The organism is Thalassotalea marina, from assembly GCF_014656435.1.
GTDB classification, from domain to species: domain Bacteria; phylum Pseudomonadota; class Gammaproteobacteria; order Enterobacterales; family Alteromonadaceae; genus Thalassotalea_C; species Thalassotalea_C marina.
Genome location: NZ_BNCK01000007.1, coordinates 55,841 through 82,204, shown reverse-complemented (window position 1 = coordinate 82,204; position 26,364 = coordinate 55,841). Strand labels below are relative to the sequence as shown.

At 39.2% G+C, this 26,364-nt stretch carries 22 protein-coding genes; 19 read left to right on the top strand and 3 right to left on the bottom strand.

The genetic code is table 11. The features are described from left to right. The 11 genes from IE199_RS15135 (at position 1) to IE199_RS15090 (ending at position 12,292) form a co-directional block, all read left to right on the top strand. Entirely contained in the window at positions 1-1,206 is a 1,206-nt protein-coding gene (locus IE199_RS15135) for a TIGR04063 family PEP-CTERM/XrtA system glycosyltransferase (RefSeq protein ID WP_189772160.1), read from the top strand. A gap of 4 nt (positions 1,207-1,210) precedes the next feature. Beyond that, the gene (locus IE199_RS15130) at positions 1,211-2,296 is read left to right on the top strand and encodes a glycosyltransferase family 4 protein (RefSeq protein WP_229854756.1); all 1,086 of its coding nucleotides are present in this window, start codon (positions 1,211-1,213) and stop codon (positions 2,294-2,296) included. A 13-nt stretch (positions 2,297-2,309) separates the two neighbouring features. Beyond that, a complete protein-coding gene (locus IE199_RS15125) occupies positions 2,310-3,653 on the top strand; it encodes a phenylacetate--CoA ligase family protein (protein WP_189772158.1) in 1,344 nt (447 codons plus the stop codon). A 1-nt stretch (position 3,654) separates the two neighbouring features. Next, complete coding sequence (locus IE199_RS21960; protein WP_229854755.1) at positions 3,655-3,792, top strand: hypothetical protein; 138 nt, start codon at positions 3,655-3,657, stop codon at positions 3,790-3,792. Between the two features lie 2 nt (positions 3,793-3,794). Continuing rightward, entirely contained in the window at positions 3,795-5,111 is a 1,317-nt protein-coding gene (locus IE199_RS15120; RefSeq protein ID WP_189772156.1) for a putative O-glycosylation ligase, exosortase A system-associated, read from the top strand. Between the two features lie 14 nt (positions 5,112-5,125). Continuing rightward, positions 5,126-6,088 (top strand): polysaccharide deacetylase family protein, encoded by a 963-nt coding sequence (locus IE199_RS15115; RefSeq protein WP_189772154.1) that lies wholly within the window; start codon positions 5,126-5,128, stop codon positions 6,086-6,088. After that, on the top strand, positions 6,081-7,286 hold the full coding sequence (locus tag IE199_RS15110; RefSeq protein ID WP_189772152.1) for a glycosyltransferase: 1,206 nt from the start codon (positions 6,081-6,083) through the stop codon (positions 7,284-7,286). The genes IE199_RS15115 and IE199_RS15110 overlap by 8 nt, the downstream gene beginning before the upstream one ends. Positions 7,287-7,313: 27 nt before the next feature. Next, positions 7,314-8,309 carry a hypothetical protein gene (locus IE199_RS15105; protein ID WP_189772150.1) on the top strand — a complete coding sequence of 332 codons (996 nt, stop codon included), beginning with the start codon at positions 7,314-7,316 and terminating at the stop codon, positions 8,307-8,309. Next, on the top strand, positions 8,309-9,736 hold the full coding sequence (locus tag IE199_RS15100) for a lipopolysaccharide biosynthesis protein (protein ID WP_189772147.1): 1,428 nt from the start codon (positions 8,309-8,311) through the stop codon (positions 9,734-9,736). The genes IE199_RS15105 and IE199_RS15100 overlap by 1 nt, the downstream gene beginning before the upstream one ends. Before the next feature lie 13 nt (positions 9,737-9,749). Then, positions 9,750-11,156, top strand: coding sequence for a chondroitinase-B domain-containing protein (locus IE199_RS15095; protein ID WP_189772146.1), 1,407 nt, complete (start codon positions 9,750-9,752; stop codon positions 11,154-11,156). Positions 11,157-11,335: 179 nt separating this feature from the next. Continuing rightward, positions 11,336-12,292, top strand: a complete 957-nt coding sequence (locus IE199_RS15090; protein ID WP_189772144.1) for a sulfotransferase — start codon at positions 11,336-11,338, stop codon at positions 12,290-12,292. A 77-nt stretch (positions 12,293-12,369) separates the two neighbouring features. Here the strand turns inward: IE199_RS15090 and IE199_RS15085 are convergent, their stop codons facing one another. The 3 genes from IE199_RS15085 to IE199_RS15075 are packed head-to-tail and all read right to left on the bottom strand — an operon-like array spanning position 12,370 to position 18,116. Next, a complete protein-coding gene (locus tag IE199_RS15085; RefSeq protein WP_189772142.1) occupies positions 12,370-15,339 on the bottom strand; it encodes an InlB B-repeat-containing protein in 2,970 nt (989 codons plus the stop codon). A 27-nt stretch (positions 15,340-15,366) separates the two neighbouring features. Further along, on the bottom strand, positions 15,367-16,548 hold the full coding sequence (locus tag IE199_RS15080; RefSeq protein WP_189772140.1) for a hypothetical protein: 1,182 nt from the start codon (positions 16,546-16,548) through the stop codon (positions 15,367-15,369). Between the two features lie 2 nt (positions 16,549-16,550). Further along, on the bottom strand, positions 16,551-18,116 hold the full coding sequence (locus IE199_RS15075; RefSeq protein ID WP_189772138.1) for an MBOAT family O-acyltransferase: 1,566 nt from the start codon (positions 18,114-18,116) through the stop codon (positions 16,551-16,553). Between the two features lie 167 nt (positions 18,117-18,283). Between IE199_RS15075 and IE199_RS15070 the strand changes: the two genes are divergently transcribed. From IE199_RS15070 to IE199_RS15035, 8 genes are read left to right on the top strand one after another with little or no spacing between them, the layout of a single operon-like run. Further along, complete coding sequence (locus tag IE199_RS15070; protein ID WP_417852000.1) at positions 18,284-19,684, top strand: mannose-1-phosphate guanylyltransferase/mannose-6-phosphate isomerase; 1,401 nt, start codon at positions 18,284-18,286, stop codon at positions 19,682-19,684. A 39-nt stretch (positions 19,685-19,723) separates the two neighbouring features. Then, a complete protein-coding gene (locus IE199_RS15065; protein WP_189772134.1) occupies positions 19,724-21,070 on the top strand; it encodes a UDP-glucose dehydrogenase family protein in 1,347 nt (448 codons plus the stop codon). Positions 21,071-21,094: 24 nt separating this feature from the next. Continuing rightward, a complete protein-coding gene (locus tag IE199_RS15060; RefSeq protein ID WP_189772132.1) occupies positions 21,095-22,096 on the top strand; it encodes an NAD-dependent epimerase in 1,002 nt (333 codons plus the stop codon). A 23-nt stretch (positions 22,097-22,119) separates the two neighbouring features. Beyond that, positions 22,120-23,493, top strand: coding sequence for a phosphohexomutase domain-containing protein (locus IE199_RS15055; RefSeq protein ID WP_189772130.1), 1,374 nt, complete (start codon positions 22,120-22,122; stop codon positions 23,491-23,493). Next, a complete protein-coding gene (locus tag IE199_RS15050; RefSeq protein ID WP_189772128.1) occupies positions 23,493-24,539 on the top strand; it encodes a GNAT family N-acetyltransferase in 1,047 nt (348 codons plus the stop codon). Before IE199_RS15055 ends, IE199_RS15050 begins: the two co-directional genes overlap by 1 nt. After that, entirely contained in the window at positions 24,532-24,780 is a 249-nt protein-coding gene (locus IE199_RS15045) for an acyl carrier protein (RefSeq protein WP_229854754.1), read from the top strand. Before IE199_RS15050 ends, IE199_RS15045 begins: the two co-directional genes overlap by 8 nt. Next, positions 24,780-25,544, top strand: coding sequence for an alpha/beta hydrolase family protein (locus IE199_RS15040; protein ID WP_189772125.1), 765 nt, complete (start codon positions 24,780-24,782; stop codon positions 25,542-25,544). Before IE199_RS15045 ends, IE199_RS15040 begins: the two co-directional genes overlap by 1 nt. Further along, complete coding sequence (locus IE199_RS15035; protein WP_189772123.1) at positions 25,528-26,349, top strand: hydrolase 1, exosortase A system-associated; 822 nt, start codon at positions 25,528-25,530, stop codon at positions 26,347-26,349. The genes IE199_RS15040 and IE199_RS15035 overlap by 17 nt, the downstream gene beginning before the upstream one ends. Positions 26,350-26,364 lie beyond the last annotated feature (15 nt).

Genomic DNA, 26,364 nt, shown 5'->3' with positions numbered 1-26,364 from the left:
ATGAAAGTTTTGCATGTATTTGATCACTCAATCCCGTTGCATAGTGGTTATACTTTTCGTTCTCGCTCAATATTGAAGCAACAACATGCTTTGGGCATTGAAACTTGTCATGTTACCAGCCCAAAACATGGTAACGATGAAAAAGAAATTGAAGAGGTTGACGGCCTAACATTTTATCGCTCTGCACCCCCGAGTGGCTTAATGAGCAAATTGCCCGTATTACATCAGTTTGCCAATATTCAGCCAATGACAGAACGTATTCTCGAAGCCATTGAAATTGAGAAACCAGATATTATTCATGCTCATTCGCCAGCACTTAATGGCATAGCGGCTTTGCAAGCGGGTAAGAAGTCTGGTTTACCTGTAGTCTATGAAATTAGAGCATTTTGGGAAGACGCAGCCGTTGACCACGGTACATGTAAAGAAGGTGACTTGCGCTACAAAATGACGCAATCACTTGAAAATTATGTGGTTAAAAATGCTAACGCTGTCACTACCATCTGTGAGGGACTTCGTGGTGATTTGATTTCTAGAGGTTTTCCAGAGTCTAAATTTACCGTAATACCCAATGCAGTAAACATTGAGCACTTTGATGTAATCACTGAAAAAGATACTGATTTAGAGGCGTCTTTACAGCTTCAAGGTAAAACCGTGTTAGGATTTTTAGGGTCGTTTTATGCCTACGAAGGCATCGATTTAACCATTAAAGCATTAGCTAAAGTAGTTAAAGATAGACCTGACGTTCATTTGTTATTAGTTGGCGGTGGTCCTCAAGAAAATAATTTAAAAGTATTAGTGAGTAGTTTATCTCTAGAAAAGCACGTAACTTTTACTGGCCGCGTACCACATGAGGTTGTAGGCAAGTACTACAGCTTGGTGGATCTGTTAGTGTACCCAAGAAAATCAATGCGACTTACAGAACTGGTAACACCGTTAAAACCACTAGAAGCTATGGCGCAGGGTAAATTGTTAATGGCGTCGGATGTTGGTGGTCATCATGAACTGATTAAAGATAAAGAAACCGGCTATTTATTTAAAGCTGACAACGTTGATGAGCTAGCGAACAAAATTATACAGGCGCTGGGAGACCACGAAAATTGGCCTTCAATCATTGCTAACGGTAGACGATTTGTAGAGCAAGTGAGAAATTGGCGTGTTAGTGTTGAGAACTATTTACCCTTATACAATAAACTAATTGGACGTTAGTACAGTGGATGAATTAAAACACGTCACAATCGTTGGGCCTTTACCACCTCCTGCAGGAGGCATGGCGAATCAAACAAGAAAGCTAGCTGAGTTTTTACGTGGTGAAGGGCTTGAGGTAAATGTTGTTCAGGTAAACCCACCGTATTTTCCACGCTTTATTGAAAAGGTCCCTGTGGTTCGTGCTGGTTTTAGGTTAATTCAGTACTTTTTTTCACTATTTAAAGAGCTACGTAAAACCCAAGTGGTGCATATTATGGCAAACTCAGGCTGGTCTTGGCATTTGTTTGCAGCACCCGCTATTTGGATCGCGAGATTGTTGAATAAGCCAGTGGTACTCAATTATCGAGGTGGTTATGCACAAACCTTTTTTGAAGCATCTTGGCGTTGGGTAAAACCTAGCATGAGCCGTTGCCAAAAAGTGTTAGTGCCTTCAGTGTTTTTGGAAGAAGTGTTTGCACAATTTCAATGTAAAGCCGAAATCGTGCCTAATGTGCTTGATCAACAGAATTTTTACCCTTCAAATAAAGCGTTTTCTGTCGACGCTCCGCACATTATTGTTACTCGAAATTTAGAAGAAATTTATGATGTAGAAACCGCTGTTCGTGCATTTGCTCAAGTGCATCAGCAATATCCTAAAGCGACGCTTTCTGTAGCGGGAACGGGGCCAGAGTTAAGCAGCTTAGAAGCTTTAGTAAATACACTACAAATTAAAGAACATGTTAAATTTGTTGGTCGCCTGTCCCCAACAGAAATAGCTGAGCTATACCGCAGCGCAGACATAATGGTAAATACCAGCGTTGTTGATAATTCACCAAACTCAATTATTGAGTCTTTGGCATGTGGTACGCCAGTTGTTTCTTCAAACGTTGGAGGCATCCCTAAGTTGGTGACTCACGAACATGATGCTATTCTGGTGGAACCCAAGCAGCCAACCCTTATCGCTAATGGTATTTTTAAGCTATTAGAAAATGAAGAGTTCTGTCAGCAAATAAAAGAAAATGGGCAACAAACGGTAAGTAAATTTTACTGGCAAAATGTATGGAAGCTATTAAACGAGCATTATCAGCAGGCCATGCGAAGCTCAAGGTAACTGGAATCACACGATGTATACAAAACTAGTCAGTTCATTCTTATTTCCGCTTCATGAAAAACTGAAGAAGCATGACACGGTTGCGATTAAAAAGTCGCTGGAGCAATCTCAATGGTTGTCTAAAGATGAGCTGTTAGCGCGGCAGCAGCAGCGTTTACAATCTTTTATTGCTAATGCCGTTAAACACGTGCCTTATTACCAAGGGGTATTTAGTTCACTTGGCTTATCGCCAGATGCTATTCAATCAGTTGAAGATTTGCAGCAGCTGCCTTTTTTAGATAAAGCAACCATCAAACAAAACTTTGAATCAATGAAGTCAAACTGTGCTGGTCCTACTAGTCCCTTTACGACAGGCGGCTCGAGTGGAACACCGTTAACCTTTTTATTGGGCAATGAACGAGTCAGTCATGATGTTGCTGAAAAATGGCGTGCAACTCGCTGGTGGGACGTCGATATTGGTGATACTGAAATAGTTGCTTGGGGCTCGCCGATTGAGCTTGGTGCGCAGGATAAGGTCAGATTGATACGAGATAAGTTGTTTCGTTCTACACTTGTGCCCGCATTCGATATGGACGAAAGCAAACTGCTAGGCTTTATTGAGCAAATCAAAAACCAAAAACCAAAAATGTTATTTGGTTACCCTTCTGTGTTTAGTTTAATAGCGAAAACGGCTGATGAGCACAATATAAAGCTCGATGACTTAGGCATTAAAGTTGTCTTTGTTACGTCAGAGCGTTTATATCCTTATCAACGTGAGACCATCGAATCAACATTTGGCGCACCAGTGGCTAATGGTTATGGCGGTCGCGATGCTGGTTTTATTGCCCATCAATGCCCAGGCGGCAAAATGCATATCAGTGCCGAAGATATTGTTATTGAAATCATTGATAAAGAAGGCAACCCTGTCCCTGATGGTGAAAAGGGGGAAATTGTAGTAACGCATTTAGCTACGTCAGATTTTCCGTTTATTCGTTACCGTACTGGCGATGTCGCGGCAATAGATCCCCAGCCGTGCAGCTGTGGACGAGGACTACCTTGTTTGATGGATATTGAAGGTAGAACAACAGATTTTGTTGTCGCCCAAGACGGCACCGTTATGCATGGTTTAGCCTTAATTTACGTGTTACGTGAGTTGCAGGGGATTAATGAATTTAAAATTATTCAAGAATCTAAGTTACTCACTCGTATTCAAATTGTGCCAACCGAAAAAGAGTTACCAAGCGCGCTAAAAGAAGAAATCATTACGGGATTCAAAAAACGTTTAGGTGATGACGTGGAAATTGAACTGGAAGTTGTTGAGAAAATTGAAGCCGAAAAGTCAGGCAAGTTCCGATATGTAATCAGTAAGGTGTCATAGCGTGATTGATTCGTTATTTTACATTGCTGATATCGTATGTTTGATTTACTTGTTTCACTGGGCAGTAAAACAAGACTCTGAAACAGACTCTTCAGATAATAATCAACATTCAAGACGCAAAAAAAACAGGTTTAGATAACAATGCGTGATATTGCCGTTCTGATTCTTTTCGTCTTTTTAGTATTCTTTGCGCTAAGAAGGCCTTTTATCGGTGTTTGTGCATGGATATGGGTTGCCATGGCGTTTCCTGCAGGTTGGGCCTGGGGGTTTTCCTCGTCTTTACGCATTAACTTTACCGTCGCCATTCTTACTTTTGTTGGTTATATCTTTTATAAGAACAAAGCCAAACTGCGGCTCGATGGCATTTCAGTATTAATTGCCATATTTTGGGTGATTGCCTTAATCAGTACAATAACGACCCAATCACTACTGAAGGAATTTGTTTGGTCAAAGTTTTTTGACGTGTCTAAGATTCTTCTACTTTATATTGCGGTTATTCTTATTATCGAGAAAAAACTGCACATCGATACCTTGATTTGGGCTATTGTGCTGTCAATTTCGGCATATGCAGGGATGGAAGCTGTTAAATTTATTTTGTCAGGCGGTGGTCACCGAGTTGCAGGTCATGCGGGTCACGTGTTGGGTGATAGAAATGACTTAGTTGTCGCAATAAATATGGGCTTACCATTACTTATTTACCTAATAGGGCAAACTAAACATAAATTGCTTAAACAAGGTTTGATTGGCTTATTTATTTTAAATTTGGTGGCGATTATAGGCAGTTATTCTCGTGGTGGGTTTATCGGTTTAACCATTTTAACCTTGTACTTTTTCCTCAAATCAAATCGTAAGTTTATTTGGTCAATGCTCTTTGTTATTACTGTTCCCATTGCTGTACAGTTTGCACCGAGTGAGTGGACGTCGAGAATGAATACCATTGAAAGTGCATCTTCTGATGATAGATCATTTATTGGACGATTATGGGCTTGGAAGATTTCCACTAAAATTGCTAATGATAACTTTTTTGGTAACGGCTTTTACGCCACTCAAGATCCTTTGGCTTGGGAGACGTATAAGCACCAGATCGACAACTTTGGCCCGATAAAAACGCCACCAGTGGAGGATAGGATTAAACCTAAAGCGGCACATAGTATCTACTTCCAAACGTTGGGTGATTTAGGCTACCTAGGTTTAATTGTTGTACTGTTGATTTTAAGTAGTTTCTTCTTTCGCTTGAGAAAAATTGCAAAACTAGCACGTGAACAAGGAATAGAGTGGGCTGAAAAATTAGCTACCCTGATGTCAGTTTCCATTGTGGCTTATGGTATTACCGGCGCATCTGTAAGTTTAATATACTTCGACTTATTGTTTGTATTGTTTGGTATCTCATATGTACTGCTTAATCGCGTAGTCGATAGCCCAAATAAGGTCGTGAAGCGACCCCAATTCGCCAAATAAGGGATTGTAAATAGATGAGTCAAAATTTGGAGCGTTGGCTGTTTGGAGTGTTCAGTAAAGCGGTTTCCCACAAGTCTTTGGGAAGAGCTACTATTCTTACTTTCCATCGAGTTTCAGATAACAATTCCTTGTTTGGGCAAGAAGAAGTCGGCATTTTAGAGTTTCGCGATAAAATGCGTTTATTAAAAAAGCACTTCAATGTAGTCTCGATCGATGAGCTATTAAATGCTCGTGTTAATGATGAGCTTAAACCTTACACAATTGCACTTACCGTTGATGACGGCTATGAAGATTGTTATTCAGTTATTACACCTATATTGGATGAATTAAAACTGCCAGGCGCATTTTTCATCACAACAGAAGGTATTGAACAAGGCGGTTTGTGGAACGATAAAATTGCCAATGCCTTGTTGTTAACTGAACAACAGTCGATTCATATTGATGGCGAAGAAATTTTTATTGGTGATGATGCAAGTAAACTCATCGCATTTGAAAAAATTCTTGTTAAATGTAAATACAAGAAATTGCATGAAAGATCTCAGTTTATCGCTTTACTTAATGAGCAATGTAAAACGGAATTTACTGACTACGATTTCTTAACCGAAGATAAAATCAGAGCAATTGCCAATGCCGGTATGATTATTGGCGCCCATACCCATTCACATCCTATTTTAGCGGTTGAAGATGAGCAGGTTTGCATTACTGAAATCAAAAAATCCAAAGAAATTTTAGAAAACATTACCGATAGTAGTATCAAGCATTTTGCTTATCCTAACGGTATGGTTGGTCGAGATTTTAACGGCAAACATGAGTCAATGTTGAAGAAGTTAGGGTTCGAAAGTGGGTTTAGTACAACCTGGGGGCACTTTAGCCCTGATAGCAACAGATTTGCTATTCCACGTTTTACCCCATGGGACAAAAACGTTTATCGTTTTGCATTTAGACTTGTTAGACATTCGTGTAAAAAATATGGCTAAGGTACCTCAACATATTCTGATGATTGCGTTTGATTTCCCTCCTAGGGGCGGATCTGGCGTTGAGCGTACGTTGAAGTTTGCTCGCTTTCTGTCAACTTTTGGCTGGAAGCCTGTGGTACTAACCGTGAATGAGTCGACTCATGGAGATTTTGTTGATCATAGTAATCAACTTGAAAATGACATTATTGTAGAAAGAACATTTTGTTTAGATGCAAGTAGACATTTGGCGTTTCGTGGACGTCATTTTGAGTTTACTAAGAAGCCTGATCGTTATTGGGGATGGTCTTTTACCGCTGTGCCTAAAGCCATGTCTTTAATCAAGCAATATGACATAAAGTGTTTATGGTCGACTTATCCAGTAATGACTTCACACATTATTGGTTATGTATTAAACAAATTAACGAAATTGCCTTGGATAGCTGATTATCGCGATCCACTTCAATGCTATTACGATGAACTGGTTTACCATAAGTCTAAAGCAGCACGATTTTTCGATAAATTAGTGGTTAAAAATGCAACTAAGCTTGTTTTTGTTACCAACAATGCATTGTCGCTTTATGCCGATATCTATGGCGAAAGGGTTTTGGAAAAGAGTGCAGTTATTGAAAATGGCTTTGATAGCAAAAACCTAGAAGCGCTTTCAAGAACCTTAGAAAATGACAAATTTGTACTTTTTCATGGGGGATCTCTGTACGAGACAGGAAGGCAACCTCAAGTGTTATTTGATGCATTGAAATTGCTTAAAGCTAAATTAGGTAACGATTTTGACAAGGTTAAGTTGAATTTACTCGGTGCGCACAATCAGCAATTTAATAAAGTGCGTGCTGAGCAATATGAAATTTCACAGGCTGTAGAGTTTAAACCTCAACAGCCGTACCAACAATGTTTGCAGGCAATGCTTAATGCAGATGTTTTGGTGGTGATTCAAGGGCAGGTTTTTGATAATCAAATACCCGGAAAAATATATGAGTATCTTAATACCGATTTACCCATAGTGGTTATTACGCCAAATAACAGCGCAACGGATGTTTTAGTGAAAGCGTACCCAGGAGTATTAAGCTCTGAAGAACCAACAGAAATAGCAGTATTTTTAGCAAGTGCTTTTACTGAAAAAATCCGTTATGTGCGTGATACCAAGAAATTAGAGCGCAGAGAAAGAACACAAGAGCTGGCACAGCTACTCGATAGCTGTGTTTGATTTAAAAATTTCCTAGCAGGAACTGACATGAGTATAACGTCTCTTTTACTTACTGGAGGAGCTGAAAAGAGCTCTTCGAAAAATGAATGGACTGGTTTTCAAAGTGCACTAGCCTTAGTGTGTGATGTTAAAACGGGTGAGTGTAAAGAAGTCATCAATTATTTTACACCAGAAGAATTCAGACCACCGATGCCTGATTGTTCTGTTTTGTTTAAGTCGGCAGAAATTCAACAAGGTATGTTGGTAGCAACGACACAAACAGAAGTGCTGCTATACGATATTAAAACATATCAGTTAAAAAATCGTATCTCGTTACCATGTTTTAATGATGTACATCATGCCAGGCTAACCGAGAGTGGTTCATTGCTTGTTTGTGCGACCGGTTTAGATGCAGTGTTTGAATTGGATCTTGATGGCAATGTACTTAAAGAGTATCCGGTGTTAGGCCAAGATATTTGGCATAAGTTCTCAAAAGAGCAAGACTATCGTCAAGTACTAACGACAAAGCCTCACGAGTCGCATCCTAACTTCTGTTTTGAGTATCAAGGTGAGTATTTTGTCACACGTTTTAAACAGAAAGATGCCATTAGTTTAGTCACTGATAAAAGGTTTGATATCGCCGTTGGTGGTCCCCATGACGGCTATGTTCTGGGAGATGAAGTGTACTTCACGACGGTTAACGGTTTTATCGTTGGTTTTAATATTGCCAGCGGCGAAAAAATAATGGAGCGAGACTTAAACCAGATTGAAAATCCACACAAAAAGAATTTAGGCTGGTGTCGCAGTTTATTAATGTTAAACAAAGATGAAGCCATTGTTGGTTTTAGTCGCATGAGAACAAGTAAATTCTCAGATTATCTAAGCTGGGTAAAAGAAAAAACAGGCGCTGGTACAGCCAATGCTGAACCGACAAGAATTGTAAAATATAATTTTAAAAGTGGTTCAATTGACTGGTCAGTTAATATCGAGCGATTCAATATTAATGCGGTTTTTTCTGTATTGGATAATTCTGAGAACATTTAATGTCAACTATTAAAAGCCAAGTTGTTTCTGGCGTTAAATGGTCACTTTTTGCTAAAGGTGCATCGCAGCTATTCTCGTGGATTTCGACATTTTTTGTTATCAGGATTTTAACGCCAAATGATTTTGGGATCATCGAGTTAGCAACGGCTATTATTAGTTTAGCCATGGCGCTTGGCATCAGCGGTTTTTCTGATGTTATTGTGCAAAAGAAAGAACATGACACCAAGCTTTGCAATCAAGTGTTTACTATTTCCTTGTTGGTAAACCTGTTGTTGTTCATTATTATTTTTAGCAGCGCAGGCGCGGTTGCCCAATGGTTTGATGCACCTAATCTTGAACAAGTTGTGCAATTGTTGAGTGTCAATGTATTAACCATTGCATTTACAGTGGTTCCTTCTGGCATCTTAAAACGTGACATGAAATTCAAACCGTTATCTTTGATCCAGTTAGTGATGGCACTATCTAATGCCGCGATTAGTTTAACGTTTGCACTAAATGGCTTTCAGTATTGGTCGATTCCATTAGGGGCTTTTTTCAGCATGATAATTTTTGCCGTATTAATTAACGCGCAAGTCAGACAGAAAGTCGCCATCACCTTTGATTTTTCAGATTTTAGAACCTATTTCAACTTCGGTATGTTTACCATTATTAATCGAACGTTGAATTTTATCTTCTTAAAAGCAGACACTTTTATTATTGGTAAGGCACTGGGTATTGCTCCACTTGGAACCTATTCCGTTGGTAGCCAGCTTGCTAATTTACCACTGGAGAAGACCGCTGCGACGTTAAACCAAATTAGCTATTCAGGTTATGCGCAAATAAAAAATGAACCTAACTCGGTCGCTTATTATTTTGTGCAAAGTAACCGAATTTTATCGATATTGGTTTTCCCTATTTTTTGGGGAATGGCGGCAGTAGCGGAGCTTATTATTGGTATTTTATTAGGTGAAAAATGGCTTGGTGCGGTGGTTGTTTTTCAGTTACTTGCGTTAGCTATGCCATTTCGCATTTTCCAATTAGCGACACATTCGGCAATCGCTGGCCTTGGTAATCCGAAATTTAATACAAAGAACCTATTTGTATTATGTTTGCTGATACCACCAAGCATTGCTGTTGGTGTCAACTGGGGAATAGCAGGGGCTGCATTAGCCTGGAGCATTGCTTACTTACTGTTTTTTGTCTGGATGATGGGACGAAGCCTTGGCTATTTGAACGTTAAAGTACAAGACTTTTTAGCGGCCATCTTTAAGCCTATTATTTCTGGCATTTTGATGGTGGTCTGCACATTACAAGTTATCTCTTTTATGGGAGATAGCAGTCTAGTAACATTAATATCTGCCATTATCGCTGGTGCAGTGACTTATGCTGTCACGTTATTGGTATTGGATAAAGAAGTAATTCAAACGATCAAAAAACTTAAATCGTGATAAAAGGATCCGCATGAAAGCAAAATTATTCATTTATTTCATTCTATGTTTAGTTTTGCTGACATGTTCAGGCGCTTTATTTTTTCAGTATTATTTTCAAAAGCCTTTTAGCGAAGCGGTTAATATCAAACCCTATAAAAAATGGCAATCTGAATTACTAGAAACAAAGCTGTTAAATCCCAATGTACCTTCAGCTCAATTCTGGTTTGACAAACCTGTGGGTCCTAAAGCGCCAATACAATGGAGTCCGACCCACAACAATACCTTGTACGTAAATAGCGAAAAGGAAGTGATTGCTGCGCTCAACAAGGCAAAAGCGGGTGAAACTATCCATGTGTTACCTGGTACCTACCGATTTACAGGGCACAGTTTAAATACTAAAAATTCAGGAACTCCTAGTCAGCCAATTGTTATCATGGCTAGTCATATAGGCGATGTTACTTTTGAATTTGATCTAAAAGAAGGGCTATTAATTGCTCATCCTCACTGGCGTATTGGCAATATCCAGTTTAGAGGTGTGTGTGAACAAGATTATAAATGTGAACACGCTCTGCATGTCGTTGGCCAAGGTAGTAATACCCATATAGAAAACAACGTGTTTCTAGATTTTAACTCCCCGATCAAAGTGAACCAGGCTAATGGTGATTATCCTGACAAAGGCCTTATTAAACACAATGCATTTATTTATTCCAGGGCTCGAAAAACTGCTTCTCCTGTTACCGCGATTGATATTGTTGCCGCCAACGATTGGCTTGTTAGACAAAACTTCATCTCAGATTTCACCAAAGCTAAAGGTGACCATGTAAGTTATGCCATGTTTTTTAAAGGCAATGGCCAGGGAAATGTTGCAGAGCGCAATGTGGTCTTTTGCGAATGGTTATTCTCTGGAGGTCAGCGTGTTGGAATTTCAATTGGCGGTGGTGGCACTGGCAATAAATTTTGCCGAGACGGTAGTTGTGCGGTTGAACAGAGTGATTCAACTATTAGAAACAACTTAATTGCCCATTGCCCAAATGATGTAGGTATATATGTAAACAAAGGTAAAAACTCCATTATAAACAACAATGTATTGTATAAGACTCGAGGTATGGATATTGCGTTCGAACAGTCTTCCACCACCTTATTATTTAACGTTTATGACGGTAGAGTTTTTGCAAAAAATGGTGCAATTGTTGTTGAGCATAACAATGTTGGCAGTGTGGTTTCAGCGATGCTTTTAAACTCTGAAGTAGAAAACCGTTATATAAATCCAGCCAGCGGAAACTTCATTGCGCTTGATGATAATGTGTTACCCGTCCCCAAGGGTTTCGAATTTGAGCTTGGGCTAGATATTTGTGGTACGCAGCGTAATGAACGTGTATCGCTTTATGGTATGACGAGTACACTAGTACCTAGTTGTAAACTGGATTTTACTTACTAATCAATATATTTATGTATGCTGCCTAAGCATAGATTTAGTTACTTGATTTAGGAAAAAACAATATCTAACTTGATGTTTTCAGTTTTGATTTCATTGTTTTTTTCGTTACATTTGACAAAATCATCAAGTACAATTCCATGGTATAGGGTTTCGAACTATAGTCGAATAAGGAGATATTTGTGAGTTCACCACTAATGTGTTTAGGCATGCCACGCTCTGGAACAACGTGGGTTGCTAAAATTATAGATAGCCACCCAGATGTTTTTTACAATCATGAGCCAGACAGTGTTTTTTGTAGTCGCTTATCTGAAGTAAAACTGTTAACTACTGAAATAAAAAATAACGACATTGAAGCTGTTAGTAGTTTGGTGAGAGGGTTACCTTATACACATGAAAAGTGCTTGGGGAAAAGGCCATTTTTTAATAAAAACTACCGTTCATTTATAGCGGAAAAGCTATTTCAATTATCGATTATTTCAACAAAAGCTACTGGTGCTAATTTAATTATCCCTCAAGATAAATATCGTCAAAACGATCGCGTTAAACAGATGTTTAAGTCGATTGAATCGATGGGGCGTTTGAACTTGTTTTTACATGCAGTGGATGATTTAAAAATATTATTTATTGTTCGTTCAGTGTTTGGCCAAATTAACTCTGTGATCAAAGGAAGTTCCGCAGGGGAATTTTGTGATAACCAAATGAACCACGTTGCTCAGCAAGAATTAAAGCGTTTTTATGATATTCACGGTGAAAACAACCACCATGAGTTAGAGAAGGTTCTCAATTATAGTCCGGTAGAACAATTGGCTTATAAATGGCTTGTTTACAATGAAAAAGCCTTAATCGATGCTGAGGCGTTTAAAGAACGGGTTAAGGTTATTTCCTACGATAAATTGTGCGACCAGCCTCTAGAAGGTGCAAAGGAAATATTCAAATTTTTCGATTTAAGCTTTGATCAGCAAAGTGCGGATTTTATCAAAGAAAGCACCTCTTCGCACAGTGACACCTTTTATAGCGTAAACAAAGACCCTAAAAAAGCAAAAGCAAGTTGGAAGAAAAACCTTAACGATGAACAGGTTGAACTTATTTTAGAGGTAGTTAAAGGCAGTAGAGCCCAAGCTGTGATGCAACAATAACTTGCCTAATCTATCTTCAGTTTACATTTTGCCAGTATCATAATACTTATACTGGCAAAATGTGCTGAACGTGAATATCAATCTTCTATTCTAGGTAAAATTGCCCATTTCGGGTTGTTATCATAAATGGTTTTATGCAACACATTTTGCATAATGTATTGCCAAGGAACTGGTGTTTCTCGGTCATAAGCATAAGCAGCAGCGGCCATACCTATACTGTAGTAACCATGTTCAGTGTCACGCCCCATAATCAAGCGATTATTAATTAACTCAAGGTAACCATCTTGATAAGTGTTTGCTATAGCTGAAACGCTATTAAACCATTGATTGTCTTGGTTCAATGTTGGTGTGATATATGCGGAAAACATATGATTTGGCAATACAGGGTTTTGCAACACTTGATTTAGATAGCGGCTAGAATACTGCACTAGGTTATGGGTGTCATAGCCCAGCTCTTGTGCTCGTCCTAAGCTAATGGTCACAAAGTTTTGCATCCATGGGGCTATCGCTTGGTTAACAAGTTCGGTATCAACATAATCATCACTCACATAGGCAGGGCTAGATACTCCTTCATTCCAAAAACCAAGGGGCGACGGTTGGCCTGAATTTACAAATACACTGTCAGCAACTATGTTTCTCGCATGTTCATAAATGGCCGACTTATTTGGATACGTATTTTGTAAGTCAAACAATCCTTGAAAGGCGGCAAATGCATTTTCATTTAAAGTATTAAAGTAACTTTTTTCAGGCCAATCATCAGGCAGTATGTCGTAGGTATGAACACGTGTTCTAATTGCCCATGCTTGGCCTCTGACTTCGCCTGAATACAGCAAACCTTCAGAGCCGGTTTGACCTCTGCCAAGGCGTGAATTAAATCCTTTAGCGTTATTATTCCCTGTAACATAGGCAGCAGAAAACAACATTTGGTCCAGGTAAAATTTGTCACCAGTTAATAAAAATTGCAACGAAGAGATATCGGGGTGATGGGCAGTATCTGGTCGCCAATTGCTGCGGCTGAGCTCGGTAATTGGGATAATTTTGTCAGCATCATTTACTTCATGCCAATCAGGTCTTTCTGTCCAGTGTGTAGGTCTTGCCCCAGGAGCAATTGAAACAATTTTACCTTGTGCATCTATACTCTGATTTAAATCAAACTTAAGACCCGCTTTGCCTTCTCTTAAATGCATAGGCCATGCACTGGCTAGATCAGCTTGGGTCAAAGCTATTTCGGTTAATCGCCAATCGCCAGTAAACAGCCATTTTACCGCCCAGGACGGATATAAGCCGATATCAGGTCGGCCACCGCCTACCGCCATCGCAGATTGCCATAATCCACTATCGTATAGATCTTTATTTTTACCTTGCCATACATTCCAATATGCCTGAATGGCTGTATCTGAAATTTCACGTGAAATATCAAAATAAGGAACTGACTTGGTTTGCACCAAGTAACGGACATTATGGTTTAGGTTATAGACGGGATTTTCAAAGGTAGAATACTTTTTAGTCCAAATAGATCTCGCCTGATGAGGGACTTGGCTTTTTTGGTAAACACTTTGAGCGTTCTGACCAATTAACAACTGCAAGTCGTAACTTTGATCTTGCAAGGCTATCGTGTTGGTATTTTCACTTACATACCTAACCGTATATTTATTTAGTGCCTTCCAAAACGTTACGTGAAACATAGGACGTACTGAGCGATAACTGTCGCTACCTACATCGTAAACTCTATTTTGTGAATGATCCGCTAATACAATAGTTGTGGCAACCGGTCCTTCTAACCAAGTACTGTAGTCATTGTTTTTCAACATAGTTCTTGCGGAAATTGTATTCACTTGGCCACTTGCAAAACTATATTCCTGAATAGCGTCAAAACTAAATTTGTCGCTTAACATTTCTTCTTTTGTTAAGGCATCACCTGACGGTGGAACACCATTTTCAATGGAAGCAACCAATTCTCCATTAGCTGGCAACTGATCGAGAACAAAATTAATGATGGCATGTTTTACTGAACCATCTTGGTGGCGTTGTTTAATCGACGCTTGAGAAATTATTGATTTTCCGGCAATTTTAACGACAGGGTAGGTCGCTATTTCACCTTCAACAAAAGGGCGAGCAATTTGAATTGGTATGTTGAATGACGTTTTACCCAAGGGCTCTTTAATGGTAAATGTATTGTCGCTAGACGCTGGGGGCTGTTGATAAAAAGCATTGACTGTTAAATCATCGCTCACTACTAAAGTGCAGGAACCCTCTTCTCCTTCACAAGCGCCAGACCAGTTTAAAAATACCTTATTTTCGTCTTGCTGTGCAGTAATGGAAATATTGCTACCAATATCGAATTCATAAATACAACTGTTAACACAGGGCTCTGGTTGGTTGTTTATGGTTACAGAGCCCGCGCCATAAACATTTACTGTCACGCCAGCTGACTGTTGTTGCGAGCTAAATTTTGCCTCTATTGTTGTATCGGCACGAACGGTTAATGGGCACTGCTCCGCATCACGGCAATCATTGCTCCAGCCATAAAACGTACTATTTGAAGAGTTTTTTGCTACTAAATTATAAACTTGTTCACTGGTAACATAATAAGTACATTCACTAGTACATTCGGTTTTTAGTGTAGGTATCGATACAGTTCCGTCGCCAATAACATGAATTGTCAACCTGTGGGTATTTGCACTATCTTCAAAAAAAGCTGAAATATTGGTATTTCGGTTTAATTCTAACGTGCACTTTTTTCTATCTAGATAAGCGCAATTTTCACTCCAATATAAAAATTGAAAATCAGCATTTGCAGGCTCGGCAACCAATGATAAAGAGCTTTTTTCAGGTAAAGATAACGTACAATCAACTGAACAATATTGATTTAGTTCTTCTATATAAACGCGCCCTAAACCACCGCCATCAATGGATAAGGAGAGTTGGTATTCTTGAGCATTTGATACTGGGGGATTTGCGGCTTTATTACTTCCACCGCTACCACAGGCAAGCAGCATTGTGGTAACAAATAAAGTAATCGTTTTCATAAGCGCATTAAAATTCATGAATTCATTCCATTGGTGGCATAAAGGTTACAGCTTACGACGAAGGTTTTGCCACATTATTAAACTTTTGTTTAACGCAAGCTTCTCGTCTTCTAATAACTTATCAATAGTGTCTGTAGTTAGCGGCTTTCCAAAGCTATCTGTACTGTTAGTATAGATGGTGTTAAGGATAACATCGCCCAATTCTCGATTATAGTGAGCAGGCTCCCAAAACCATTTCATATTGTTAAAAGGTGCTTCAAAGTTCTCTGGTTCTAAGGTGAATTCATTAAATCCACTAAAGTCAGTTATTTGTAGTAGCTCATTTTGGTTATCGTTAACAAACACTGTTAGCATTTCTTTCCACTTTAGATATAAATCGAAATATCCATTGTCTGATATTTTATGCAAATATGAGTAGTGATACGGATTGATAAATAACTTTAGTTCAATGCCATTGTTCTTGGCTGCAACGATAAGCTCTTTCAGCTTATCGAATTTGGGACTGTAATGATCTTTGTTATTGATTCTTAGCTGCCAAGACTTTTCTTGAAGCTTGTTATCGATAAACGCTAATTTTTGTGCAAATAGTGGTATTTTTCCTTCATTTTTCATAATACGCACATAAGATTGCGCATCATTAAAACCCAAATTTGTAATATTGTCAGTGACTAGTTGTTGACTCATTAAAGTTGTTGCAGAAGATGAAAGAGCATCAAGTGAATAAATCAATGAAAGTATTTCAACACCATATTTCTTCTGGCTTTGCCAGTTGGCAAAAGGGGCTAACCTGTGCTGGTACTGCCTCTGGTTTTCACTATGGTGACCTGTTTCTTTGCTGACTAAAAAATCAAAAAAATCGATACCCAATATAATAGTTTCTAGCTGATTAACCTCTTGAATGGCATATAAAATATGATCAATTTGATAATGCAACGTAGCGCCGGCGATTGAAAGGTTGTAGACCTTTTTATCTGCAAATACTTCATGCTCTGGCGAGAGCCCGAGTTCGGTACGAGAGTTTCCCATAATTAGAACTTGTGGCTGCACTTGCGTTAGCCTAAAAGGCTTAGTAACACGTATTCTATTGCTAGCCTGAGGTTTCTTTTGGTTAACGCCTTCAATCTGAGGTGACCAATACATGGCAAAGGGGTCGATAAACCAATTAAATAGTCCAATACTTGCTAGTATCAAAAAAACATACAGAGTAAAAAGTTTGATGTATTTCATAATTAAAACTGAAAGTATAAAAATTCACTGACCTGGTTGAGTGTTAACAACCCCAATACAAATGCAAGCGCACTGCAGAAAGCAAACTTTTTATTTGGTATAAATGTTAATTTGTAAACCATCGACTTTAATGGCCATATTGCGTTTTTACTGTCATAGCTTAAATCGCTCAGTGACGCGTTATGTTTGGCAAACATATCTTGAATGTTTGGTAACACCAATGCGACAAATGTCAGTGCAATTATCCATAACCAAGTTGCTACAAAGTCGTTACCGCCCCCAAGAAATGATGTAATTCCTGCAGCTTCAAACAAAGAGTGCAGTGGTTGTAATTTAACAAAAATAGCATTAGGAAGTGCGATCCCATTCATGCCCATCATACCGCTTAACATGGCAAGCGCTCCATCTAACGTTGGCGCTCTGAAAAATACCCAACCGACAATAACTGCAAGCATAGTAATAGACCATGCTGCGTACTTATAGAAGGAATTATCTTGTACATCCAATTTTGCAAATTTCAGCAAGTATTGCCATCCATGGTTAGTGACCAAATACAAACCATGTAGTCCACCCCAAATGACGAAGTTCCAACCTGCTCCATGCCAAAGACCACCTAAAAGCATAGTAATCATCAAGTTAGTGTAGCGCGAAGCTTGGCCTTTTCGGTTTCCTCCAAGCGCAATGTAGACATAATCTCTAAGAAACTGGGACAGTGTCATGTGCCATCGGCGCCAGAACTCTGAGATATTTGCAGCTTTGTATGGAGAATAAAAATTCAGAGGCAGCACAATACCAAAGATCCTGGCGAGTCCAATCGCCATGTCTGAATAGCCAGAAAAATCAAAATACAGCTGAAAGCTGTAGGCTAATGCTCCACCCCACGCAGTTAAAAAGTCGATGCTTTGTCCCTGTTCAGCCAGACTAAAAACTGGGTTGGCATACACACTTATTCCATCAGCCAAAACGGTTTTCTTAAAAAATCCAATGGCAAATATTGTTAAACCGATGGCCACATCATTACTGTTGAGTTGATATGCCTTAGTTCGGTTGAACTGCGGCAACATATCCTTGTGATGAACAATGGGGCCCGCTATTAATTGAGGAAAAAATGATACAAACAATGAGTAGTGTAAAAAACTATACTCCTTAGTAATGCCTTTATATGAATCAACTAAGTAAGCAATTTGCTGGAAGGTGAAAAAAGAAATGGCTAATGGTAATACGATATTGCCTAATGAATAGTTACTGTCAGTAAACGCGTTAACATTTTGTAAGATAAAGCCAGCATATTTGAAATAGGCAATGGCAAATAAGTTAACTGAAATACCAAAAACTAACAGCTTTTTGTTGGCGTTGTTACTTAACCTGTTACCTAAATGGTAGTTAAATACCATGGATCCACATAGAAGGACTAAATATGCAGGGTTCCACCAACCATAGAAAAATAACGAGCAAACAACCAATCCTGCGATAGCTATTTGATTGCCAAAGTTTTTAGCGAGCTGTAAAAACAGAAATATTGTTATTGGAAGAAAAAGGAATAAAAACTCGGCTGAATTGAATAACATCTCTTTCCCTGTGTCAGCCTAATGAGAGGCTAAAAGATTAATTTAAGTTTAACAAAGATACTCTGTTTCTTTTGATAGAGTACTTTCGAAGCCTGCTTAAATCACTTATGATGGAGCGTATTATAAATAAATTCATCATTTATGGAAGATCAATGGATAACTCTGTCATTATTCCGGTAATTCTTTGTGGTGGAAGTGGTACACGTTTATGGCCACTATCTCGCACATTCACACCTAAACAGTTTTTACCTTTAACATCAAAAAATTCAATGGTGCAAGAAACCATTTTACGTTTACCCCAAGGTATGGCTGACGCTACATTTATTTGTAACGAAGAACATCGATTTATGTTGGCAGAGCAATTGCGTCAAATAGGCCAAGATAATGCAACAATTTTACTTGAGCCAGAAGGCAGGAATACCGCTCCTGCAGTAGCGCTGGCGGCATTGCATGCCTATAAAGATAACCCTGATGCCGTATTACTAATTCTCGCAGCTGATCACGTGATTGAAGATCAATCAGCTTTCCACAAAGCAATTGTTCATGCTGCATCAGCAGCGGCAAGTAACAAGTTAGCTACTTTTGGCATTGTTCCTGATCGCGCAGAAACTGGCTATGGCTATATTCAGTTTGAAAGATCTTCCGAAGACTTTAGTGCGGTAAAACAGTTTGTCGAAAAACCTAATCAAGCGGTTGCTGAGCAATATGTCGCATCAGGTGAATACCTTTGGAATAGCGGCATGTTTATGTTTAAGGCAAAAACCTTTTTAGATGAATTAGAAAAGTACTGCCCAGAAATACTGTCTGTATGTCAGCAAGCTATGAGCAATGTTCAACACGATCTAGACTTTTTACGCCCAGATAAAGAAGCATTTTTATCTTGTATAAGCGAGTCTATTGATTATGCCGTGATGGAAAAAACAGCACAGGCTGTAGTTGTTCCACTTGATGCAGGTTGGAACGATGTAGGCTCATATTCAGCATTGGCCGACGTGCTTCCAGCAAGTGATGACAATAATAACGTGTGCTTTGGTGATGTTGTAACTGATGACACCCGCAATTGTTATCTCAATAGCAGTAGTCGATTAATTGCAGCATTGGGTGTTGAAAATTTAGTGATTGTTGATACGCCAGACGCTGTACTTGTTGCAGATAAAGACAAAGCGCAAAATGTAAAAAATATTGTTGAACAGTTAAAACAAGCTAATCGTTCGGAAGTATCTTTCCAGCGTGAAGTTTATCGTCCTTGGGGTAAGTACGATTCTGTTGATAACGGCGAGCGTTTCCAAGTTAAACGCATCACCGTTAAACCAGGTGCAAAATTGTCAGTACAAATGCATCATCATAGAGCTGAACATTGGATTATTGTTTCTGGTACAGCAAAAGTGACCATTGACGATAAAACGGTATTGTTAACGGAAAATGAATCAACATACATTCCAATAGGTGCGGTACATGCACTTGAAAACCCGGGTAAACTACCTTTAGAAATGATTGAAGTGCAATCAGGTAGTTATTTAGGTGAAGATGACATTGTTCGCTTTGAAGATCGATACGGTCGAGCCTAGAAATTAGATAAAATTAAAGTTAAGTTAGAGAAGTTTGAAATGAAAGTAACCGTTTTTGGTACAGGATATGTCGGTTTAGTACAAGCGGCAGTATTAGCCTCTGTCGGGCATCACGTAGTATGTGTCGATATAGATCAGCGTAAAATTGACGATTTAAAAAAAGGCATTATCCCTATCTATGAACCAGGCCTTACACCATTGGTACAAGAGGGGTATCAAAACGGTTTATTGGAATTTACCACGAGTAGTGAGCATGGGGTATCTCATGGCGATATACAATTTATTGCTGTCGGAACGCCACCTGATGAAGACGGCTCGGCAGATCTAAAATACGTATTAGCGGTTGCGGCAACTGTTGCTACTCATATGGAGCAGCACAAAATAATCGTCAATAAATCAACAGTCCCTGTTGGCACTGCTGATAAAGTGCGAGCTCAAATTGCAGAGGTGTTGGCCCAACGCAATGTCACTATTGATTTTGATGTGGTATCAAACCCCGAATTCCTCAAAGAAGGCGCGGCGGTTAACGATTGTAAAAAGCCGGATAGAATCGTTGTTGGTAGTGAAAACGAAAAATCAAAAAAGGCGATGACAGAATTGTATGCGCCTTTTAATCGCAATCATGACCGAATGATATTTATGGATGTTCGTTCGGCCGAGCTAACGAAATACGCAGCTAATTCCATGCTGGCGACAAAAATTTCATTTATGAATGAAATGTCTAATTTGGCAGAGCGTTTAGGAGCTGATATTGAGGCTGTTCGTCGCGGTATCGGGTCGGATTCTAGAATAGGCTATCAGTTTATTTATCCAGGCTGTGGTTATGGTGGCTCTTGTTTTCCCAAAGATGTACAAGCATTAATTCGAACTGCTCATGAAGTGGATTACCAGCCGGCGGTCTTACAAGCGGTAGAAAACGTCAATGTAAAACAAAAACAAAAGCTATTTGAAAATTTAAGTGATTATTTTGATGGGCAGCTTGCCCAAAAAAACATAGCCCTATGGGGTTTATCATTTAAGCCGCAAACTGATGATATGCGAGAAGCTTCATCAATTGCATTGATGGAAGCCTTGTGGAGTGCCGGGGCTTCAGTGCAAGCATATGACCCAGAAGCCATGGAAGAATGCCAACGCCTTTTTGGTAAACGAGACGATTTACGCTTGATGGGTACCAAAGAAGCTGCTTTACAAGGGGCCGATGCACTAGTCATATGTACTGAATGGAGCCGCTTTAGAGCGCCAGATTTTGATCTGATTGTAGCCGAATTAAACCACCCTGTGATTGTTGATGGTAGAAACCTCTATGAACCAGATGCAATGGAAGAAAAAGGCATCGTTTATTATGGCATCGGACGTGGGCAGAGTGTTAAAAAAGCAGCGATATAGTCGTGCTAAGCAACAGGTAATTGCATGAAAATTTTGGTAACAGGCGCAGCAGGGTTTATCGGGTTTTATGTGACTCAGCGCTTGTGCCAAGCAGGTCATGACGTTGTTGGTCTGGATAATCTCAATGATTATTATGATCCTAAGCTTAAATTTGCTCGACTAGAACAGCTAAAGCAATATCCGTGTTTTACGTTTGTGCAAATGGACTTAGCTGATGACAAAGCCATTTCTCAACTGTTCAAGGAACAAAAGTTTCAACGGGTGATTCATCTGGCTGCGCAGGCAGGCGTTAGATACTCGATTGATAATCCTTTAGTGTATGGACAATCCAATTTAATAGGGCACCTTAATATTCTCGAAGGGTGTCGCAACACAGATGTTGAGCATTTGGTGTATGCGTCTTCAAGTTCGGTTTATGGCTTAAATAACAAAACGCCATTTTCAACTAATGATTCAGTTGATCACCCCGTTTCATTGTATGCTGCAACTAAAAAATCCAATGAGTTGATGTCACATAGCTATGCCCATTTGTATCAATTACCCACTACGGGGCTTAGGTTTTTTACCGTTTATGGGCCTTGGGGGCGACCTGATATGGCCTTATTTAAATTTACCAAGGCCATCCTCGAAGGTAAACCAATTGAAGTATACAATCATGGGGATATGTTCCGAGATTTTACTTATATTGACGATATTGTCGAAGGTATTATCCGTATTCAAGATGTTATTCCTAAATCAGACAAAACTTGGACTGTTGAAATTGGAAATGCTTCAACTAGCTCGGCGCCGTATCAAATATTCAATATTGGTAATGGCCGTCCGGTAAAGCTATTAGATTTTGTTCAAGCTCTTGAACAATCTTTGGCTAAAAAAGCTAATATAAACTTTTTACCAATGCAGCCTGGCGATGTTTATCAAACGTATGCCGATGTAGAAGATTTATTTGAAAAGGTTGAATTTAAGCCTAATACGGAACTTAGTGAAGGTGTAGATAAATTTGTACACTGGTACAACTCGTTTTATTAATAATTGAATAAAGAATGACAAATATGGACACAAAAAAACTCACTTGTTTTAAAGCTTATGACATCCGCGGCAAATTGGGTGAAGAATTAAACGAAGATGTTGCTTATCGAATAGGTAGAGCCTATGCGCAATTTACTCAAGCAAAAAATGTCGTTGTTGGTGGCGATGTTAGGTTAACAAGTGAATCATTGAAAAACGCGTTGGCACAAGGCCTAACTGATGGCGGAACTGACGTTATTGATTTGGGGTTAGCGGGTACGGAACATATTTATTTTGCTACTAGCCATTTAAATGCCGGTGGTGGCATTTGTGTAACCGCAAGTCATAACCCGATAGATTACAATGGTATGAAGTTAGTGCGTGAACACAGTAAACCTATCAGTGGTGATACAGGTTTACGCGATATTCAAATACTTGCTGAAGAGAACAGTTTTGTCGCAGTTGAAAAGAAAGGACAAATAACACAACACGATATCAGTGAAGCATATACTGAACATTTACTTTCTTACATAGATACGAGCAATATCAAACCCTTGCGTATTGTTGTTAACGCCGGCAATGGCACAGCAGGCCCAGCTTTAGATCATATTGAACATGCATTTAACAAGCTTAATTTGCCTGTAGAGTTCATTAAAATCCACCATGAACCAGATGGCACTTTTCCAAATGGCATTCCAAACCCGTTACTTCATGAAAATCAGCCGGTAACAACCAATGCAGTACTAGCACACAAAGCTGATTTAGGTATTGCGTGGGATGGCGATTTTGACCGTTGCTTTTTATTTGATGAAAAAGGGCAGTTTATTGAAGGGTATTATATCGTTGGCTTATTAGCAGAAAATTTCTTATCTAAAAATCCAGGTGCAAAGATCATCCATGACCCTCGATTAACATGGAATACTATCGACATTGTTGAGCAAGCGGGCGGTCAAGCGATTGAAAGTAAAACAGGGCATGCTTTTATTAAAGAAAGGATGCGTGCCGAAGATGCCGTTTATGGTGGTGAAATGAGTGCGCACCATTATTTCAAAGATTTCGCTTATTGTGATAGTGGCATGATCCCTTGGTTACTTGTTGCTGAGCTTATTTGTTTAAAAGGTCAACCTTTATCAACGCTGGTGGCCGATAGAATTGCCCTTTATCCATCACCTGGAGAGATCAATAGCAAATTAACTGATCCAAAAGCCGCAATTGAGCGAGTTTTAAATCAGTTTAAAGATGAGGCTTTATCGATTGAATACGTCGACGGCATCAGTTTGAGCTTTGAACAATGGCGTTTTAATCTGCGCTCAAGTAATACAGAACCTGTGGTAAGACTTAATGTCGAGACGCGTGGTGACGAGCAGTTAATGCGCGACAAAACCGATCAAATATTGGCGATTCTTAGACAAAATTAATGACTTATCATTATCGAGTCATCGAGTTAAGTGAACTGTGCCCCGAGGTTTGGCAGCAACAGTTTGTGCCTAAATATTTCGAACATACTTTGCATTGGCTGCTAGCTACTGATCGATACTTAAACAATGATAATGTCTGTCAGGCTCATACGTTATGGCAGGCAGGTGAATTAGTGGCAGCTTTGCCACTAATAAACACCAAGAATTCGTCTGGTATGATTCAGCTGGCCAATTTAACGAGTTTCTACTCATGTGAGGCCAAAATATTTACTAAAGATGACAAAGAGCATTTTAAGCATAAATTGTTGCATCACATTGTTAATAACAACGTTTGGCATCAGCTATTGCTTGGGCCATTAGATCAGCTAGAAAGCAAAGTCATTGTGCAAATACCTGTCTTTAAACGTAAAGTCGCCATTCAGCACAACTGGTTTGAAACCGATATTAATTCTTATGAACATTATCTAAGTGAGCGACCGTCTAGGCTTAAAAACACCATTAAAAGAAAACTTAAAAAAGCTCAGTCCTTAGGTGTGAATATTGAATATGCGGTAGATTTGCAAAGCTTTGATAAATTGTTTGCCCATTACCAAGAGATATATCAATTGAGTTGGAAGGGCGATGAGTATAGTTATGCCTTTATTCGAGAGATGTGTTTAGAAGCGTTAAAAGCCAACAAGCTATGTTTTGCCATGTTAACCATTGATAAAAAGCCAGCAGCAGCACAGATTTGGTTTATCGAGAATCGATGTGCGTCAATTTTCAAATTAGCCTACGATCCTCATTTTCAGCATTTATCAGTAGGCTCACTGCTTTCCGCCGACATGTCAAAATGCGCGATTGAAAAGTTTGGTGTACTAACAATAGATTTTGGTATGGGTAATGAAGCCTATAAACAAGAATGGATGAGTCAGAGCCGGTTGCGCAGTAGCTACTTGTTGTTTAACTGTCGAACTTTCTTTGGTATTTTGTCATGGTTGAAACGCGGCTTTTTGCCGACACTAAAACACTTATTAACCTCTATTTTACGGAAAAAAAATGACTGAAGAGTCTGTTAAAAGCACTATCATTACGATACTTACACGCTTAATGCCCTCTTATGAGAGCAATTATTGGTCACAGCAACCTGAGTTATTTGGTGCTGTGCCAGAGTTTGATTCAATGACCATAGTTAATTTAATTGGCGAACTAGAAGATAACTTTGATATTGAATTAGATGATGACGACATAACTGCAGAAAACTTCGCTACCGTTGATTCGGTTGCTGCACTTATTATTAATCAATAATGAAAACTCAAACCGCTGCCTGTTTTTGGCAAGGCCCTTATGAGCAACTTTATTTGCTTGAAAGAGTATGCACGCCATGTAAAAAGGTCGTGGTATTTGCTCCCCCGTTGTTTGAAGATGCTAATACCATACGCCATGTATACACTAAATTGGCGATTGGACTGCATCAACAAGGGGTGTCCTCAATTGTTTTTGATTACAGCGGTACAGGCGACAGTCAAGGTTGCTTAACCCAAGCTAAACTAAATGTCTGGCAAAAAGAGCTAGAACAAGTGTGCCAGCATGCTCAAAAAAAACATAATAGTGCCAATGTTACTCTTGTTTGCTGCCACTCCGCATCGTTAATCCTGACAGAAGCTTCGGTCAATTTGGTTGATCAAGTCGTATTTTGGCACCCTGAATTTAGTGGCAAAAAGTACATTAAACAGTTAAAGCGAACGGCGTTGACTCAACAACAAGGCCAACATGCTAGTAACCCAAACTGTCAACTTTTTGCAGGTTATGAAATCCCAACGTTAATGCTTGATTCGCTACAAGATCTACAAATAAAATTTGCTGAAAGTACAAATACTATATGGTTCGAGTTTAGTGTCGATAATGTTATGGCAGTAAGTAGAGAAAAGTACTTACTTGATTGGCAAACTCACACAGGGTTCGCGTTTGAAACGCTAAACGTAGAAAAGTTTTGGCAAGCTACGGAGCTGATTGTGCCTGATGAGTTGATTGAATCAAGCATAAGGGTGATAAATGACAATGCACAGTGAAGAGCTAGCGGTAAGCTTTGAATGTAAAGGCGAATTATTGCAAGGGATAATGCACTGTCATCCTGCCGCAAAACATGGTGTCATCATTGTTGTTGGAGGCCCTCAAACTCGTCATGGCAGTCACCGTAGTTTTGTTCAATTGGCAAGAGAGTTAAACAAAAAGCAGATAAATGTTCTGCGTTTTGATTATCGTGGTGCTGGCGATAGTAGTGGCATTATTCAACCTTTTACCGAAACAGTTAATGACATTGCTAGTGCCGTAGTTTTTTTCAAAGAAATGTATCCGGATATTGAATACCTGTCGTTATGGGGTTTATGTGATGCAGCGTCAGCAATTGCCATGTACTTAGAGCATGCCCCAAACAAAATTTCGCAGGTAACATTAGTAAACCCTTGGGTCAAATCCAGAGCGATAGAAGCCAAAACCTATATCAAGTTTTATTATGTGCAGCGGCTATTGAGCCTGTCTTTTTGGAAGAAGCTGTTTTTAGGTCGAGTTAATGTAAAACAAAGCGCTGCAGATATAGCGCAGTTTCAGCAGAATGCCCAACAAACATCGACAAACAACTTTGTTGATTCAATGTATTCTGGGCTAAGAGGCTTTAAGGGGAACATAGACATTATTCTCAGTGAAAACGATCTAACGGCACAGGAATTTTCGCAACTCATTCAATCGAACGCGTCATGGAAAAAGCTCGATTTTCACTCGTTAGTACTCGTTAAAGAGGCAAACCATACACTTGCATCACCTAACTGGAAAAACCAGTTAGCTAATTTGAGCATTAATGCGATTATATCTAGTTAATTAATGGCATTATCG

Excerpts from the sequence above, each read along its gene's own strand:
- IE199_RS15075 (WP_189772138.1), bottom strand. The coding sequence starts at position 18,116 with ATGTTATTCAATTCAGCCGAGTTTTTATTCCTTTTTCTTCCAATAACA.
- IE199_RS15125 (WP_189772158.1), top strand. The coding sequence starts at position 2,310 with ATGTATACAAAACTAGTCAGTTCATTCTTATTTCCGCTTCATGAAAAA.
- IE199_RS15095 (WP_189772146.1), top strand. The coding sequence starts at position 9,750 with ATGAAAGCAAAATTATTCATTTATTTCATTCTATGTTTAGTTTTGCTG.
- IE199_RS15080 (WP_189772140.1), bottom strand. The coding sequence starts at position 16,548 with ATGAAATACATCAAACTTTTTACTCTGTATGTTTTTTTGATACTAGCA.
- IE199_RS15040 (WP_189772125.1), top strand. The coding sequence starts at position 24,780 with ATGAAAACTCAAACCGCTGCCTGTTTTTGGCAAGGCCCTTATGAGCAA.
- IE199_RS15135 (WP_189772160.1), top strand. The coding sequence starts at position 1 with ATGAAAGTTTTGCATGTATTTGATCACTCAATCCCGTTGCATAGTGGT.
- IE199_RS15050 (WP_189772128.1), top strand. The coding sequence starts at position 23,493 with ATGACTTATCATTATCGAGTCATCGAGTTAAGTGAACTGTGCCCCGAG.
- IE199_RS15035 (WP_189772123.1), top strand. The coding sequence starts at position 25,528 with ATGACAATGCACAGTGAAGAGCTAGCGGTAAGCTTTGAATGTAAAGGC.
- IE199_RS15110 (WP_189772152.1), top strand. The coding sequence starts at position 6,081 with ATGGCTAAGGTACCTCAACATATTCTGATGATTGCGTTTGATTTCCCT.
- IE199_RS15055 (WP_189772130.1), top strand. The coding sequence starts at position 22,120 with ATGGACACAAAAAAACTCACTTGTTTTAAAGCTTATGACATCCGCGGC.
- IE199_RS15065 (WP_189772134.1), top strand. The coding sequence starts at position 19,724 with ATGAAAGTAACCGTTTTTGGTACAGGATATGTCGGTTTAGTACAAGCG.
- IE199_RS15100 (WP_189772147.1), top strand. The coding sequence starts at position 8,309 with ATGTCAACTATTAAAAGCCAAGTTGTTTCTGGCGTTAAATGGTCACTT.
- IE199_RS15045 (WP_229854754.1), top strand. The coding sequence starts at position 24,532 with ATGACTGAAGAGTCTGTTAAAAGCACTATCATTACGATACTTACACGC.
- IE199_RS15120 (WP_189772156.1), top strand. The coding sequence starts at position 3,795 with ATGCGTGATATTGCCGTTCTGATTCTTTTCGTCTTTTTAGTATTCTTT.
- IE199_RS15105 (WP_189772150.1), top strand. The coding sequence starts at position 7,314 with ATGAGTATAACGTCTCTTTTACTTACTGGAGGAGCTGAAAAGAGCTCT.
- IE199_RS15115 (WP_189772154.1), top strand. The coding sequence starts at position 5,126 with ATGAGTCAAAATTTGGAGCGTTGGCTGTTTGGAGTGTTCAGTAAAGCG.
- IE199_RS15085 (WP_189772142.1), bottom strand. The coding sequence starts at position 15,339 with ATGAATTTTAATGCGCTTATGAAAACGATTACTTTATTTGTTACCACA.
- IE199_RS15060 (WP_189772132.1), top strand. The coding sequence starts at position 21,095 with ATGAAAATTTTGGTAACAGGCGCAGCAGGGTTTATCGGGTTTTATGTG.